Origin of the sequence: Sphingobium sp. SYK-6 (assembly GCF_000283515.1) — a bacterium.
Classification (GTDB): domain Bacteria; phylum Pseudomonadota; class Alphaproteobacteria; order Sphingomonadales; family Sphingomonadaceae; genus Sphingobium; species Sphingobium lignivorans.
This window is the reverse complement of sequence record NC_015976.1, coordinates 1,454,404-1,470,515: the sequence shown is the minus strand read 5'-3', so window position 1 is coordinate 1,470,515 and position 16,112 is coordinate 1,454,404. Positions and strand designations below refer to the sequence as shown.

Sequence of the window (16,112 nt, the reverse complement as noted above, 5' to 3'; positions counted from 1 at the left end):
TGAAGGACTGCGCTGGCGGCGGGGGAGGTGACGGGATCACTTTCCCCCGTCTCCGGGCTCCATGCCGCGGCGGCCTGCATCGCCCCGGTACCCGGGCCCGCGGCTTATCCGTCGAGCAGGCAAAAACTTTAGCGCCACCAAGCTTTGCGCCGTTGCGCGCGGTCATCGCTTGAGCCAAGGAACCGGTCATGGCGAGTCCCTCTTCCAGCAGCGAGCCAGAGGCAGCCGGGGGATCGGCCGAACCGTCTCATCCCCTGCAGATCCCTGCCTTCCGGGCCTATCTCGTCGTGCGGCTCTGCACCATCCTGGGCGCGACGGGCATGGCGCTCATCATCGCCTGGCAAGCCTATAACATCGCGCGGGAGACCATGAGCCCCGGCCAGTCCGCGGCGCAACTCGGGCTGATCGGCCTCATCCAGTTCGGCGTCGTCTTCGTGATGACGCCCTTTGCCGGCCTCGTCGCCGATAATTTCCGGCGCACCCGCATCGCCATGGTGACGCTCAGCATCCTGCTCTGCTGCGCAGGCGTGCTCGCGCTGTCCAGCTATGAAGGCTGGATAAGCCTGCCGCTCATCTTCTGCCTTGCCGCGGTGCTCGGCTTCGCGCGCGCCTTTCAGGGCCCGGCGATCGGCTCGCTCGCGCCCAATATCGTGCCCAAGCATCTGCTGCCCCGCGCCATCGCCTTCAGCAGCATGGCCTGGCAGGCGGCCAGCATCATTGGCCCCGCCGTCGCGGGCTATGCCTATGCCATGAAGCCGCATTATGCCTATCTTGCCAGCGCCGGCCTTTTCCTGTGCGCGGTGGTGGGCATGATGATCGTCGGCCATGTCCCGCAGGCGCCCCCACAAAGAGACCGCCACCCGCTCCGGCAGGTGCTGGATGGCCTCGTCTATGTGCGCACCAACCGGCTCGTGCTGGGTGCCATCACGCTCGATCTCTTCGCCGTCCTGCTGGCCGGCACAACGGCGCTGCTGCCCGTCTATGCCCGCGATATCCTGCATGTCGGCTCGGCGGGCCTCGGCCATCTCGCGGCAGCGCCCGGCGTCGGCGCGGGCATCACGGCACTGATCTTTTCCTTCCGGCCGCTGCGGCACAATGTCGGCCTGAAGATGCTGATCTCCGTGGGCGTCTTCGGCATCGCCACCATCGTCTTCGGCCTCACCGCCTTCATGCCGCAGCAGATCGCGATCCTCGTCGCGCTGCTCGCCATGGCGGCATGGGGCAGCGCGGACATGTTCTCGGTCTATGTGCGCCAGTCGCTCATCCAGCTTCACACGCCCGACGAGATGCGCGGCCGGGTCTCCAGCGTTTCGCTGATGACCATCTCGGCCTCCAACGAACTGGGCGAAGCGGAATCGGGCTTCCTCGCGGCCCTGATCGGCCCGGTCGCCGCCGTCCTGGTCGGCGGCGCGGGCGCTCTCGTCATCACCCTCTGGTGGTCACGCCTTTTCCCCGAGTTGCGCCGGGCCCGCACCTTCGATCCACCGGAAGAACATCTGCGTCCGTCGCACGACGCGGCCCGCCGACGCCCCGAAAGAACGGCATGATGCAGGAACAACCCGGCATTGCGCTCTTGCAAAGCCTCAACCTTTTCCCGATTTTCGTTCGGCAGAAAAATTGACAGGAGACCGGCCATGAAAGTCTCATCCATCCTCGATACGATCGGCGGCACACCTCATATCCGCATCAACAGGCTTTTCGGCGACGCGCCGGTCTGGGTGAAGTCGGAACGCTCCAATCCCGGCGGATCGATCAAGGATCGCATCGCGCTCTCGATGATCGAGGCGGCCGAGAAGGACGGCAGCCTCAAGCCGGGCGGCACGATCGTGGAGCCCACCTCCGGCAACACCGGCATCGGCCTCGCGATGGTGGCGGCGGTGAAGGGTTACAAGCTGATCCTCGTCATGCCCGAGAGCATGAGCATCGAGCGCCGCCGGCTGATGCTGGCCTACGGCGCCTCTTTCGACCTGACCCCGCGCGAGAAGGGCATGAAGGGCGCGATCGAGCGCGCACTCCAGATCGTCGAGGAAACGCCGGATGCCTGGATGCCCCAGCAGTTCGAGAATCCCGCCAATATCGACGTGCACGTCCACACGACCGCGCAGGAAATCCTTGCCGATTTCGCGGACGAGCCGCTCGACGCGCTGGTGACCGGCGTCGGCACCGGCGGCCATATCACCGGCTGCGCGCAGGTGCTCAAGCAGGCCTGGCCGGGACTGAAGGTCTTCGCCGTGGAACCCACCCTCTCGCCGGTCATCAGCGGTGGCGCGCCGGGCCCGCACCCCATTCAGGGCATCGGCGCGGGGTTCATCCCCACCAATCTGCACACCGCCCTGCTTGATGGCGTCATCCAGGTGACACCGGACGATGCCAAGGATTATGCTCGCCGCGCTGCCCGCGAGGAAGGGCTGCTGGTCGGCATTTCGTCCGGCGCGACCCTCGCCGCCATCGCCCAGAAGCTGCCGGAGCTCCCGACCGGCGCCAGAGTGCTCGGCTTCAATTACGATACCGGCGAGCGCTATCTCTCGGTGCCGGATTTCCTCCCGGAGGCCTAGGCGGCGCGGACCAGTTCCCCGGACTTTGAGGGAACCAGAAGCGAGGTTTTCAGCGATTTTCGTTCGTCGTCCCGGACTTGCTCCGGGATCCCGCTGCTCCTTTTTTCAAACCGGCTGGACCGGCGATCTTCAAGGCAGCTGGATCCCGGATCGAGTCCGGGATGACGTCGTTCATGACGAGATATGCTGGGCCGCCGCCGCCTCGGATTTGTCCACGCCGCGTGGGACCGTTCAGCAGACCGGCCAGGTGGAGAGGTTCCGCTCCGAAAGCGCCGAGTCTCCGGCGCTCCCTCCCCGCCACTACCGGGCCGGCAGGAGATGTTTACCCCCGGCCCTCGGAGTTTCTCGAAATGAGACTGTCGCTCCCGCGCCGGCCTCGCTCCGCCGCTTGCATCTTGTCAAACTGCGGCAGGAGGCACAGATAGCGCCACTCTGACGTGGGAAAGAAACATGACGAGCCAGGGCATGATTGCTGAGCGGCCTGAAATGGGCCGGCGGTGGCTCGCCGCCGCGCTTGTCCTTGCCTTTGTCGGGGCGATGGCGATCGGCCTGTTCGGCTTCAATGGAACGGGCACGCGCCGGTCGCAGGATGCGGTCAGCGCGCCTATCCCCGGCACGCCCCGCGCCGATAGCCCCGTTCCCGTCGTCGAGCCGCTGGTGCTCGATGCCTCGAAACCGGATGAGGCGCGCAAGCTCAATGCCGCCATCCCCTTCTCCACCGATCCCAATCCCGCCGCCCGCCCCTTTCATTTCAGCGGGGACACGGTCGCCCGCGAGCGGGCTGTGGACTGCCTCGCCGCAGCGATGATCTACGAAGCGGGAGACGATCCGACGGGCGAGCGGGCAGTGGGACAGGTCGTGCTCAATCGCCTGCGCCATCCCGCCTTTCCCAAGACCGTCTGCGGCGTCGTCTTTCAGGGGCAGGAGCGCAGCACCGGCTGCCAGTTCACTTTCACCTGCGACGGAGCCATGGGGCGAGCGCCCGCGGTCGCGGCCTGGACGCGCGCCCGGGCACTGGCCGGCGCCATGCTGGCCGGCGACGTCTATGCCCCCGTCGGCCACAGCACCCATTATCATACGGACTGGGTGATGCCCTACTGGAGCAAGTCGCTCGACAAGGTCACCGCCGTCGACACGCATCTCTTCTTCCGCTGGAAAGGCTGGTGGGGAACGCCCGGTGCCTTCGCCCGCGCGCTGGCCATCGCTGCAGAACCGGTGATCGCGCGGCTCGCCGCGCTTTCCCCGGCGCATCGTGGCGAGGAGGACCCCTTCGCCCTCACCGGGCTGCCCGGCACGTTGATCGACGACACGGCCCGCCCCCTCGCGATCGGGCCGGAACATATCGGCCAGCGGATCGGCCCGGGCCGGCTCGTCGCGATGGACCCGGACGGCAATGGCTTCGCCATGACGATCGACAAGGGCGGCGACCCCGCACGTTATGCCCAGGCAGCGTCCCAGCTGTGCGCCGGGCGCGATCAGTGCCGCTTGCTCGCCTGGACCGATCCGCGCGCCACGCCGCGCAGCTTCCCGGTCGCGGAGAACAACCTGACATCCATGTCCTTCTCCTATCTGCGCATGAAGGACAGCGGGATCGAGCGGATGCTCTACAATTGCGACGAGTTTCCCGATACGCCGCGCATCAAGTGCATGACGCGGCGTGTCCCCATCCCGCAGGCTCCGCGCCTGCTGGCCGATGACCGCGCCGGCAAGAGCAATAGTCGCCTGCCCGAAAGCGCACGGCCGGTCGCGGACATGCAGAGCGGCGAACTCGCGCCCCTGCCTCGCGCCGACGCCAGGCGCTTCCTGCCGAAAGGCGCTGGAACGGCAGAGCCCGCTCCGGCCGCGATCGGGGGCCGATAGGCCAGCCTGCCACCGCCTCCCGCTTCCTTCCTCAAACGAAGCGGATGGTCGCGCCGTCCCTGTTAATGCGGGTGGACGCCTCGTTGATCTTCGCCTTGAGCGCCGCCATGTCCACGCCGACCATGCGCCCGCCGCGCTTGCGCACCACGCCGGCAATCCACACCGTGTCGATGTCCGGCTGGTTCGAATAATTCACGACGCGGTCGGCGAGCAGGCCGGTGATCGGAAAATTGATCCGGTCCGTCTTCAGCAGCAGCAGGTCCGCCCGCTTGCCCGCGCTGATCGTCCCGGTCACGCCATCCTCCCGGATCGAGCGGGCGCCGAGCCGCGTCACGAAATCCAGCACGTCCTCGCCTTGATAGGCCGAGGCGATTTCCTTGCCGATATCGGTGCGGAACAGATTGTAGAAGGCCCCGCGCACATGCTGGAAATAGTCGTGCGTGAAGGCCAGCGCCCCGTCGACGCCGATGCCGACCGCCACGCCCCTCTGGCGCGCGCGGCCATGGACCGAGGGATCGGGATAGCTGTGCTCGCCCATGGTGGTCGCGCAGATCATCGTGCCGGTGTCGCGGCACATGTCGAGTTCCTCGTCGATGAAGCCGGTGCCATGGGAGACATGATAGTCCGGGCCGAGCAGCCCCCATTCGCCGAGCTGGCTGAACTGGTTGAACACTTCCGGGGGCCGCTGGACATGGGACCGGCGATGGTGCTGCGCGATGATGTGCGGCTCGAATGTCCTCATCTTCGCGAGCTCGTCGCGAATTTCCGTCATGGGCCGGTCGGAAAAGCCGGGGCTGGCGCACAGACCGAACCGCACGAGCCCGTCCTTGCCGGTGAAGACGCGCTCCTGCAGGAGTCGCACGGTCTGCCAGTGCTGCTCGTCCGCCGGGGCGTTGCGCATGGCATTGGCGTCATCCCATTTGACCGTGTCGCCCGGCTTGTAAGTCGGCGAGTGGGACACCTGGTAGCAGAAGGTCCCGGCGATGCCGGAGTCGATCAGTCCGCGCGCCGCCTGCTCGGCCAGCTCCGAAGTATGGAAGATATGGCAATAGTCGATGAGCGACGTGACGCCGGAATCGATGGCCTGGATGGCGCTGGCATATTGGGCCAGCCAGGCGTCTTCCGGCGTGTATGAGACCATCGTGCGCAGCTTGTATTCATTGTAGTAATTGACGGTCTTGGAAATCTTGGCGACGACGCCGTTGTCCATGCCTTCCCAGACATGCCGGTGGCTGTCGATCATGCCCGGCATCAGGATCATGCCGCGTGCATCGATGATTTCCGCGCCGTCAGCGGTCAGCCCCTTGCCCACCGCCACGATCTTCCCACCGTCGAGGAGGACATCGCCCCCCAGTATCTCGCCATGGGCGGGGTCCATGGTGATGATGTCCGCGCCCTTGATGAGCGTTCGGTGCGCGGGCCGAACCGCATCGGCCGGCTTCGCGGTCGCGGCCGTCGCCGTGACGGACCGGCCCGCCATCGCGCCTGCCGCCAGGCTGCCGGCCGCCAGCCCCAGAAATCCCTTGCGTGTCACGTCCATGGTCCGCCTCCTCATGCAGGACCACCGCCCCACCCCGCGGGAACAATCGCCCAGATCGTCGATAATATACGATCATGCCGGCAAGCGCGAACAATGCAAGACGCTTGTTGGATTTCGGCGAAAAAGGAGGACGGGGGCCGACCATGATAAGCCGGCCCGCCGGGAGCAGGAAGAGCAGCCCTTCGTCAGGCCGCGGTGAGGAAAGCCTCGGGCGGCAGCGCCATCAGCGCCTCGGCACCACCCTCGATCTTGCGGCGCAGGGCGCCCGCCTCAGGCATGATGCGCTCGGCGAAATAACGCGCTGTCACCAGCTTGGCATTGAGATAGTCGCCATTCTCCGCGCCGGCCGCGATCTTCGCCTGCGCCGCCCGCGCCATGCGCAGCCACATCAGGCCGACCGAGACGATACCCATGATGTGCATATAGGCATAAGCCGCGGCGCCCGCGTTGTTCGGGTTGGTCATGGCATTCTGCATGAGCCACATGGTCGCCGCCTGAAGCTGCTGATTGGCCTTCTCCAGCGCCTCGGCGATCGCGGCGGTCTCCGGCACGGCCTTGCCCGCCGCGACATCCTCGCCCACGATGCGGAAGAATGCCTGGATGGCGCGCCCGCCGTCCTTCGGCAGCTTGCGCCCGACGAGGTCCATCGCCTGCACCCCGTTGGTGCCTTCGTAGATCATGGCGATGCGCGCATCGCGCACATTCTGCTCCACGCCCCATTCCTGAATATAGCCGTGCCCGCCGAAAACCTGCTGCGCAAGCACGGCGACATCGAAGCCTTTGTCCGTGCCGTAGCCCTTGATGACGGGCGTGAGCAGCGAGATCAAGTCATCCGCCGCCTGGCGCTCCTCCTCGGTCGGCGCGAGCTTGGCGAGATCGACCTGCAACGCCCCCCAGAGCAGCAGCGCGCGCAGACCTTCCGTCAGGGCCTTGCCTTCCATGAGCATGCGGCGAACATCGGGGTGGACGAACAGCGTATCCGCGGGCTGGTCCGGCTCGGCCGGGCCGGTGAGCGCGCGCCCCTGCCGGCGATCCATGGCATAGCGGACGGCCTGCTGGTAAGCGACTTCCGCCTGCGCCAGTCCCTGCACGCCCACGCCCAGCCTCGCCTGATTCATCATGATGAACATGGCAGCGAGCCCCTTATTCTCCTCGCCGATCATCCAGCCGATCGCGCCGTCATAGTTCATGACGCAGGTGGCATTGCCGTGGATGCCCATCTTGTGCTCGATCGAACCGCAGGACACGGCATTGTGCGCGCCGAGCGCACCGTCCTCGCCGACCATGACCTTGGGCACGAGGAACAGCGAGATGCCCTTGCTGCCCGCCGGCGCCCCCGGCGTCTTGGCGAGCACGAGGTGGATGATGTTCTCCGCCATCGAATGCTCGCCGCCGGAAATGAAGATCTTGGTGCCGGTGATCCGGTAGCTGCCATCCGCCTGCGGCTCGGCACGCGACTTGATGAGGCCAAGGTCCGTCCCGCAATGGGGCTCGGTCAGGTTCATCGTGCCGCACCATGTCCCGGCGACCATGTTCGGCACATATTTCTGCTGCAGCTCCTCGCTGCCCTTGGCGAGGATCGCCGAAACCGCCGCCCCGGTCAGCCCGTGATACATGTTGAAGGCATGGTTCGCCGCAGTGAAGAATTCCTCGACCGCGATCGCGAGCACCATCGGCAGATCCTGCCCGCCAAAGGCTTCCGGCGCATGCAGCGTCGTCCAACCGCCCGCCACGAACTGGTCGAAGGCTTCCTTGAAGCCCGGTGGCACGGTGACCGTGCCATCCTCGTTGCGCGTGCAGCCGATCTGGTCCCCCACCGCATTCAGCGGATAGAGCACTTCGGCCGCGAACTTGCCGCCTTCCTCCAGAACAGCCTGGACGATATCCGACGATGCCGCCGCGAAGCCCGGGACATTGGCCAGCCTGTCCAGCCCGACGATTTCATCCAGCACGAAAAGCGTATCGGCAACGGGCGCGGTATAGCTGGGCATCTCTCTCTCCTGGAACGGCGCGGTGGATCAACGACTAGAGCCTTTTCAGATCGAAGGAAAACGCCTGATGATCCGAAAAAGCCATGAAACAGCAATTTAGAGCGCGTCTCTCACAAGCAGGACGAACTCCCTGGACGTCATTCAGCCCCCGGGGCCAAGCTGACTCTCTTCGACTAGTGTGATGAAGCCCTTCAGCTCCGCAATCGCCTCGTCGATGTCCTGGCGCTGGCGCTGGAGCAACGCGATCCGGTCGCGGCATTTGTCGATGGTCACCTCGCGCTGGCTCCTGCGTCCATCGCCAGCATCGTAAAGGTCGATCATCTCGCGAATTTCGGCGAGGCTGAAGCCGACGCGCTTGCCCCGCAAAATCCAGGCAAGCCGGGCACGGTCGCGTTGGCTGTAAACCCGCGCAAGTCCCTGGCGACGCGGCGCGATGAGCCGCTCGTCCTCGTAAAAACGCAGCGCCCGCGGCGTGACGCCGAACTCCTGGCAAAGATCGGTAATGGTGAATTCCGCGCGCCCGTCCTGCTCGGGCTGCGGGATGCCGGCGATCATCATGGGCTTGGACATGACGACATGCTAACTGAGCCTTACGTTTACGTCAACGGCACAATGGACGTCCGCGCGAGTCCTGCATCGCGCGCGCCGCTTCGGCACTGCGATCCACGCGTGGGAAACTGACCCCGGCGAACGAGCCGCGGCTCGAACAGAGCGCCGCACAGCGCAGGTCCAGTCCGCCCGGCATCTCCACCCTGTCGCCTTCATAGCGCGCGACGATCAGGCAATCCCTGCCGGCCCCCTCGAAGCGCAGCAGCAGCTTGCCGGCCGAGAGGCGGGCCCGCCCGGCGCCCCGGCAATATTCGTCGGCGCCGATCCGGCTCTCGACGCCGAAGCGATAACGTCCGCGCGCGGCTTCTTCCGGGACAAGGCACAGGCTGTCCGAACCGCCCTCATAGCGCCGGCCGTAACGGCCTGCGGGATCGAGAGCGGCACTGTCAGGCAATGCGCCGCTTTCCAGCGCCAGCGCATCGAGCTCCTCGGCGGCCGGGCTCATGTCACGCGATGCGGCCTCCGGCGCGCGCATGTCGTCTGCATCGCTGCACTGGACAAGCATGAGCGCGGCGCAAGCCATCAGCCCTGCCTGACGGACGCGAAGAGCCATCAGCTCTGCCCGTCAATCCGTTCCAGCCCGTTGGCAGTCACGCGGCGATAGAAGCAGCTTCGCGCGCCGGTATGGCAGGTCGGCCCCATCGGCCGGACCAGCAGCCAGACGGCATCCTGATCGCAATCGATCCGCATGTCCACGACGTGAAGCTCGTTGCCGGACTCCTCGCCCTTGCGCCAGAGCTTCCGGCGACTGCGCGACCAGAAGTGCGCACGATCCGTCTCGATCGTGGCATCGAGGGCTTCGCGGTTCATATGCGCGAGCATGAGCACTTCGCCAGTGTCGACATGGCTGGCGACGGCGGTGATGAGGCCGTCGGCGTCGAATTTCGGGTCGAGCCTGCTGCCCGTTTCGCGTTCATCTGACATGCGCCGCCCTATAGGCAGACGCTGGCCATCTGTCAGCCCCGCCCCGCGTCAATCGCGTCCGATGAGCCTGCGGGCCATGGCATCCGCCACGTCGGCGGCCGGCATGCCCGTCGCCTTGCTTTCCGCCCAGATGGCGCGGAGCCGGTCGGGAATCTCATCCACGCGCGCGTCCACCGCTGCCCTGTCGCCCAGGCCCAGATATTCGGACGCGACATTGATGATGCCGCCTGCGTTGATCACATAATCCGGCGCATAGAGGACACCGCGCTCGTGCAGCCGCTGCGCATCCGCATGGGTGGCGAGCTGATTATTGGCCCCGCCCGCGACGATGCCCGCCTGCAACAGCGGGATTGATCGTTCGTCGAGGATGGCACCCAGCGCATTGGGGCTGAATACATCGGCCTCGATCGTCATGATCTCGCTCGCGTCCGTCACCGCAGCGCCGATCTCGCCCGCCAGTGCTTCCGCCTTGCGCCGGTCCATATCGGCGAGCGTCAGCCGCGCGCCATCGGCCGCGAGACGGCGGGCCAGACCGCCGCCGACACTGCCCACGCCCTGAATCGCGACATGGACGCCGGCGACATCCTCCCGGCCCAGACCCTCGGCAATGGCCGCCCTGACGCCCAGATAGACTCCGCGCGCGGTCACCGGGCCCGGATCGCCGCCGGCCTGCCCGCTGGCCACCGGAAGGCCCGAGACATGGCGCGTGCGCCGGGCGATGGCGGTCATATCCGCCTCGCTCATGCCAACATCTTCCGCCGTCACATAGCGACCGCCGAGCGAATCGATCGCGGCGCCGAACGCGGCGAGTTGCTCCGCCGTCTTGGGCGTGCCGTCGGACAGGATGACACCTTTGCCCCCGCCAATCGGCAATCCCGCCATGGCATTCTTGTAGCTCATGCCGCGTGACAGGCGCAGCGCGTCGGTCAGCGCGTCTTCCTCCCGCGCATAATGCCAGAAGCGCACGCCGCCACTGGCCGGCCCGCGATGCGTCGAGTGGATGGCAATGATGGCCTTCAGGCCGCTCTGCCGATCCGTGAAATAATGGATCGCCTCATGGTCATCGAAGTCCTGATGGGACCACATCATGCAATGATCGTCCTTTGCCGGCAGCGCTGCCCGCTGCTCCTGAGCGTCTCAGGGAGGGAAATGGGGCGACCGATGGGATCCGAACCCACGACCTCTGGTACCACAAACCAGCGCTCTAACCGACTGAGCTACGATCGCCACAGCGCCGAACGGCGCAATCGAGAGGGGCGCCATAATGCGCGCGCGGTGCCAGCGTCAAGCGCGGAGATGACCTCACGGACGCGCATGGAAAAACAAAAGGCCGGGCAAGGCCCGACCTTCAAAAAAACACGTGCCGTCGCGACATGTGCCGATGCTTCAGGGAAAGCGGGGCGCCCCGACGGGAAGCCGGAGCGCCGGAAAAGACGAATGTCTTAGTTCACCGCGTCCTTGAGGCCCTTGCCGGCCTTGAACTTAGGCTGGCTGGAAGCCTTGATCGCCATCGTCTCGCCGGTGCGCGGATTGCGGCCGGTCGAGGCCTTGCGCTTGGAGACGGAGAAAGTGCCGAACCCGACGAGACGCACCTCATCGCCCTTCTTCAGAGCGGCGGTGATCGCGTCGAAAACAGCCTCAACAGCCTTGCCGGCGTCTGCCTTGGTGAGACCGCCCTGGTCTGCGACCGAACTGATGAGATCCTGCTTGTTCATGCCTAAGGAACCCCCTTCATGGATGTGCTTGTGTGGGAATCGAGCGACGAAGGCGCGCATAAAGGCGCGGTTCGCCGCATGAGTCAAAGAATTTTCGGCCGATTTGCCGATGATTCGGCCGTTTTGGTCGGATTTTCCGCGCGCAACGACCTCTGGGGGAAACAAGCCCGATTTCCGGGAACGACGCAGGCAGGCAGGCCGTGCCTCGTCCCCGGCAAATCCGCTCAGTGCCGAACGCTCGGACCATTCTCCTGAACCCCGATCGGCGGCTGGGCGGCGAGGTCATCCTCCTCCGACCAGGCAATCGCGGTGAGTGGCGCGATCAGGGCCCGTGCGAGGACCTCATCGACATGCGTGACCGGAACGATCTCCAGCCCTTCCTTGATGTTGGCAGGGATCTCCGCGAGGTCCTTCTCGTTTTCCTGCGGGATCAGCACAGTCTTGATGCCGCCGCGCAAGGCCGCCAGCAGCTTCTCCTTGAGCCCGCCGATCGGCAGCACGCGACCTCGCAGCGTCACTTCGCCCGTCATGGCGACATCCTTGTGGACGGCAATGCCAGTCAGCGTCGAGACGATCGACGTCACCATGCCGATGCCGGCGCTCGGTCCGTCCTTGGGAACGGCGCCTTCGGGCAAGTGGATGTGGATATCCTTGCGCTGGAAGATGCTGGGCTTGATGCCATAAGCCGGCGCGCGCGCCTTCACATAGGAGAAGGCGGCCTGCACGGATTCGGTCATCACGTCGCCGAGCTTGCCGGTGGTCTTGATCGCGCCCTTGCCCGGCACCGTGACGGATTCGATGGTGAGCAATTCGCCCCCCACTTCCGTCCAGGCGAGGCCGGTGACCGCACCGATCTGGTGCTCCTCTTCGGAAACGCCGTGGCGGAACTTGCGCACGCCCGCGAACTCGCCAAGATTGTCCGGCGTCACGGTGACGCTTTCCGCCTTGCCTTCGAGGATCCGGCGCAGTGCCTTGCGGGCGAGCCGCGCGATCTCGCGCTCCAGCGTCCTTACGCCAGCCTCACGCGTATAATAACGGATCAGGTCGCGCAGCGCCGCTTCCTCGATCGCGAACTCGCCATCCTTCAGCCCATGCGCCTCGATCTGCTTGTCGATCAGATGGCGCTGGGCGATCTCGACCTTCTCGTCCTCGGTGTAACCCTCGAGACGAATGATCTCCATGCGGTCCAGCAGCGCCTGCGGCAGGTTCAGGCTGTTCGCGGTGGTCACGAACATCACGTCCGAAAGATCGAGGTCGATCTCCAGATAATGGTCCTGGAACTTGCTGTTCTGCTCGGGATCGAGCACCTCCAGCAGCGCCGACGCCGGATCGCCGCGGAAATCCTGCCCGAGCTTGTCGATCTCGTCGAGCAGCACGAGCGGGTTCATCGTGCCCGCCTTCTTCAGGTTGGACGCGATCTTGCCCGGCATGGAGCCGATATAGGTGCGCCGGTGCCCGCGAATTTCCGCTTCGTCACGCACGCCGCCGAGCGACTGGCGCACGAACTCGCGCCCCGTCGCCTTCGCGATCGAGCGGCCGAGCGAGGTCTTGCCGACGCCGGGCGGGCCGACGAGGCAGAGGATTGGGCCGCGCAGCTTGTCGGAGCGCGCCTGCACGGCGAGATATTCGACGATCCGGTCCTTCACCTTGTCCAGCGCGAAGTGATCGGCATCGAGCACGTCCTGGGCTTTCACCAGGTCCTTCTTGAGCTTGCTCTTCTTGCCCCAGGGCAGCCCGAGCAGCGCATCCAGATAATTGCGCACCACGGTCGCTTCGGCCGACATCGGCTGCATCCCGCGTAGCTTCTTGAGCTCGGCATCCGCCTTGGCGCGCGCTTCCTTGCTGAGCCGGAGCTTCTTGATCTTCTCGGCGATCTCGGAGAGCTCATCGCCGTCCTCGCCCTCGCCGCCGCCCAGCTCGCGCTGGATCGCCTTGAGCTGCTCGTTCAGATAATATTCGCGCTGGGTCTTCTCCATCTGGCGCTTCACGCGGCCACGGATCTTCTTCTCCACCTGCAGCACGCCGAGCTCGCCTTCCATGAAGCCGAACACCATTTCCAGACGCTTGAGGGGGTCAGCCTCCGTCAGCAGCGCCTGCTTGTCCGCCACCTTCACTGCCAGATTGGCCGCGACGAAATCGGAGAGGCGCCCGGCCTCCGTGATCTCGCGCAGCTGCACGGCGGTTTCCGCGGGCAGCTTCTTGTTCAGCTTGGAATAATTCTCGAACTGGTCGGCCACGGAGCGCATCATCGCTTCGACTTCGGTGCCTTCGGCCGATCCGTCATCCAGCGGACGCACCGAGGCCACCACATGGCCTTCCTCATTCGTCAGCGCGAGCAGCGCCGCGCGCTGCTTGCCTTCCACGAGTACGCGCACATTGCCGTCCGGCAGCTTGAGCATCTGCACGATGCTGGCGACCACGCCCATGTCGTAAAGCGCGTCGCGATCGGGATCGTCCTCGCCCGGGTCAAGCTGCGCGACCAGAAAGATGTCCTTGTCGCCCGCCATCGCCTTCTCGAGCGCGGTCACGCTCTTGTCGCGCCCCACGAACAACGGCACGATCATCTGCGGGAAGACAACGATGTCCCGCAGCGGCAGGAGGGGCAGTTCCAGATCCATGACAACTCCAAATCCTGTGCGGGCGTTCACAACTGCGGCCCGCTGACCTGATCACAATATCGGCGACCGGCCGGAACTTTTCAATGCTGCGTCGCCGCAAACGCAGCCGCCTACCCGCCGACGTTTCGATACGGGAAATCGTGGATGCCCCCCGCCTGCATCAGGTGAGTCAGGCGGGGGCTTGACGAATGCCGTCTCCCGGCAGGGCTCAGGGGACCGGTCGCCCCCTGCCGGGCGCACCGCCTCAGAAAGGCAGCTTGAACCCCGGAGGAAGAGGCAGCCCCGCGGTCATCTTGCTCATCTGGTCACTGGCCACCTCATCGGCCTTGGCGCGCGCGTCGTTGAACGCAGCGACGATCAGGTCCTCCAGCATGCCCTTGTCATTGGGGTCGATCAGGCTCTGGTCGATCGAGAGACCCAGGATACGCCCCTTGGCGCTGGCGCGGACCTTGACGAGCCCGCCGCCGGCAATTCCCTCGACTTGAAGATTGTCGAGCTCGGCCTGCGCCTTCTGCATTTCCTCCTGCACACGGCTCGCCATGCCCAGAATATCGTTCAGATCCTTCATTTCACGTCTTCCTTCAGCTTTGGCCCGAAGCCGGGTCCATGACCACGGCACCGGGAAATGCGTCCAGCGCCGCGGCAATCACCGGCTGGGCACTGGCATGTGCGATGCGCGCCTCGCGAGCGAGCACCTGCTGCTCCCGCAGGCTCGGCTCTCCCGGCGCATCCGTGGATCCGACCGTCCAGGACTGGCCGGTGAGATCCTTCAGCGCCGCCGCCACTTGCCGGGGGAAATCGGCATCGAGCGGCTGGAGAATGCGAAAATCGAGCACCGGCGGTTCATAACGCACGAGACTGACATAATCATGCATTTCCGCGCCGAGGCGAGGGAAACGGTCGAGCAGTGCGGCGACCATCGCCGCGAAGTCGGGCGGGAAGACAGGGCGCGCGGCCTCCTCGGGAGCCGGAAGCGGCGCGGCGGCCGCGGCGGTCGGCGACGCGGCCGGAGCAGCAGAGGGCCCATCGACGGCGGGCGTGCCGCCCTGCCCACCCTCGCGGATCATCCGCGCCAACTCGAGCGGATCGGGCATCGTCGCGGCATGGATCAGCCGAAGCAGCGCCATCTCGGAGGCTGCCTGTGGGCGCGCCGCGGCGATCACCTCGGCATGTCCCTTGAGCAGGAGCTGCCAGAGCCGGTGCAGCACCGGAAAGCTCAGCTCCTCCGCCCAGCCGGCGATGGCCGCGCGTTCCGCCTCGGGATGCCGCTCCAGTCCCGCGCCGCGCCCGGCCTTGGCCATGGTGACGGCATGGATCAGTTCGAGCAGCGCGTTGATCGTGGCCACCGGCTCCACGCCGAGCGTTTCCTGTTCGGCCAGCGTCGCCAGCAGGGCCGTCGCGTCGCCATCGAGAATCTGGTCGAACAGCCGCCGGGTCGCGCCACGGTCGGAGAGCCCCAACATCTCGCGCACCTGCTCCACCTGAACGAAGGCCCGCCCATCCACCATGCCGGCATGGGCGATCGCCTGATCGAGGATGGATTGCCCGTCACGCGCCGAGCCTTCCGCCGCCGTGGCGATCAGCCGCAGCGCATCCTCTTCCGCATCCACGCCTTCCTTGCCGCAGATCATCCGGAAATTGTCGACCAGCAGATCGACCGGGATCCGCCGCAAGTCGAAGCGCTGGCAGCGGGACAGCACGGTGATCGGCACCTTGTTCACCTCGGTGGTGGCGAACAGGAACTTCACATGCTCCGGCGGCTCCTCAAGTGTTTTCAGCAATGCATTGAAAGCATTACGTGAAAGCATGTGGACTTCGTCGATGATGTAGATCTTGAAGCGCGCCGAAACGCTGGCATAGCGCACGGCCTCGATGATCTCGCGCACGTCGTCCACGCCGGTGTGGCTGGCGGCGTCCATCTCCACCACGTCGATATGCCGCCCCTCGGCGATAGCGTTGCAGGGTTCGCACACGCCGCAGGGATCGATCGTCGGCCCGCCCTGCCCGTCCGGCCCCACGCAATTGAGGGCCTTCGCGATCAGCCGGGCCGTCGATGTCTTGCCCACGCCGCGCACGCCCGTCATCAGGAAGGCATGCGGCAGCCGGTCCCGCCGGATGGCGTTGGCCAGCGTGCGCACCATGGCTTCCTGCCCGATCAGCTCGGCGAACGTCTGCGGGCGATAGGCGCGGGCCAGCACCCGATAGCTCTTGGGCGCTGGCGGCTGCGGCTGTGCAGGCACGCCGAGGTCGAGGCCCGGCCCGGACCCGTGATCTTCTGGTGAATCGGTCATTGCGACGAC

At 65.9% G+C, this 16,112-nt stretch carries 13 protein-coding genes and 1 tRNA gene; 3 read left to right on the top strand and 11 right to left on the bottom strand.

The annotated features are described in order from the left end of the window. Window positions 1-188: 188 nt before the first annotated feature. From SLG_RS06655 to SLG_RS06645, 3 genes are all read left to right on the top strand, one after another. Window positions 189-1,547: an MFS transporter gene (locus SLG_RS06655; RefSeq protein WP_014075680.1), complete on the top strand. Its 1,359-nt coding sequence runs from the start codon at window positions 189-191 to the stop codon at window positions 1,545-1,547. Window positions 1,548-1,634: 87 nt separating this feature from the next. Beyond that, window positions 1,635-2,555 (top strand): cysteine synthase A, encoded by a 921-nt coding sequence (gene cysK / locus SLG_RS06650; RefSeq protein ID WP_014075679.1) that lies wholly within the window; start codon window positions 1,635-1,637, stop codon window positions 2,553-2,555. 450 nt (window positions 2,556-3,005) lie between these two features. Next, a complete protein-coding gene (locus SLG_RS06645) occupies window positions 3,006-4,415 on the top strand; it encodes a cell wall hydrolase (RefSeq protein ID WP_014075678.1) in 1,410 nt (469 codons plus the stop codon). Window positions 4,416-4,446: 31 nt separating this feature from the next. Here SLG_RS06645 and SLG_RS06640 read toward each other — a convergent pair whose 3' ends face one another. From SLG_RS06640 to SLG_RS06590, 11 genes are all read right to left on the bottom strand, one after another. Further along, window positions 4,447-5,955 (bottom strand): amidohydrolase family protein, encoded by a 1,509-nt coding sequence (locus tag SLG_RS06640; protein WP_014075677.1) that lies wholly within the window; start codon window positions 5,953-5,955, stop codon window positions 4,447-4,449. Between the two features lie 185 nt (window positions 5,956-6,140). After that, complete coding sequence (locus SLG_RS06635; protein ID WP_014075676.1) at window positions 6,141-7,946, bottom strand: acyl-CoA dehydrogenase C-terminal domain-containing protein; 1,806 nt, start codon at window positions 7,944-7,946, stop codon at window positions 6,141-6,143. 141 nt (window positions 7,947-8,087) lie between these two features. Beyond that, the gene (locus SLG_RS06630; protein ID WP_014075675.1) at window positions 8,088-8,516 is read right to left on the bottom strand and encodes a MerR family transcriptional regulator; all 429 of its coding nucleotides are present in this window, start codon (window positions 8,514-8,516) and stop codon (window positions 8,088-8,090) included. Window positions 8,517-8,547: 31 nt separating this feature from the next. Beyond that, window positions 8,548-9,108 (bottom strand): hypothetical protein, encoded by a 561-nt coding sequence (locus SLG_RS06625; protein ID WP_014075674.1) that lies wholly within the window; start codon window positions 9,106-9,108, stop codon window positions 8,548-8,550. Continuing rightward, the gene (hisI, locus tag SLG_RS06620; RefSeq protein ID WP_014075673.1) at window positions 9,108-9,479 is read right to left on the bottom strand and encodes a phosphoribosyl-AMP cyclohydrolase; all 372 of its coding nucleotides are present in this window, start codon (window positions 9,477-9,479) and stop codon (window positions 9,108-9,110) included. Before hisI ends, SLG_RS06625 begins: the two co-directional genes overlap by 1 nt. Window positions 9,480-9,527: 48 nt before the next feature. Further along, entirely contained in the window at window positions 9,528-10,568 is a 1,041-nt protein-coding gene (locus tag SLG_RS06615) for a Glu/Leu/Phe/Val family dehydrogenase (protein WP_014075672.1), read from the bottom strand. A 61-nt stretch (window positions 10,569-10,629) separates the two neighbouring features. Next, window positions 10,630-10,706 (bottom strand) — tRNA-His (locus SLG_RS06610). 215 nt (window positions 10,707-10,921) lie between these two features. Continuing rightward, on the bottom strand, window positions 10,922-11,194 hold the full coding sequence (locus SLG_RS06605; RefSeq protein WP_014075671.1) for an HU family DNA-binding protein: 273 nt from the start codon (window positions 11,192-11,194) through the stop codon (window positions 10,922-10,924). 224 nt (window positions 11,195-11,418) lie between these two features. After that, window positions 11,419-13,812: an endopeptidase La gene (lon, locus tag SLG_RS06600; RefSeq protein ID WP_014075670.1), complete on the bottom strand. Its 2,394-nt coding sequence runs from the start codon at window positions 13,810-13,812 to the stop codon at window positions 11,419-11,421. 244 nt (window positions 13,813-14,056) lie between these two features. Continuing rightward, window positions 14,057-14,380: a YbaB/EbfC family nucleoid-associated protein gene (locus SLG_RS06595; protein ID WP_014075669.1), complete on the bottom strand. Its 324-nt coding sequence runs from the start codon at window positions 14,378-14,380 to the stop codon at window positions 14,057-14,059. 13 nt (window positions 14,381-14,393) lie between these two features. Further along, entirely contained in the window at window positions 14,394-16,103 is a 1,710-nt protein-coding gene (locus tag SLG_RS06590) for a DNA polymerase III subunit gamma/tau (protein ID WP_014075668.1), read from the bottom strand. Window positions 16,104-16,112 lie beyond the last annotated feature (9 nt).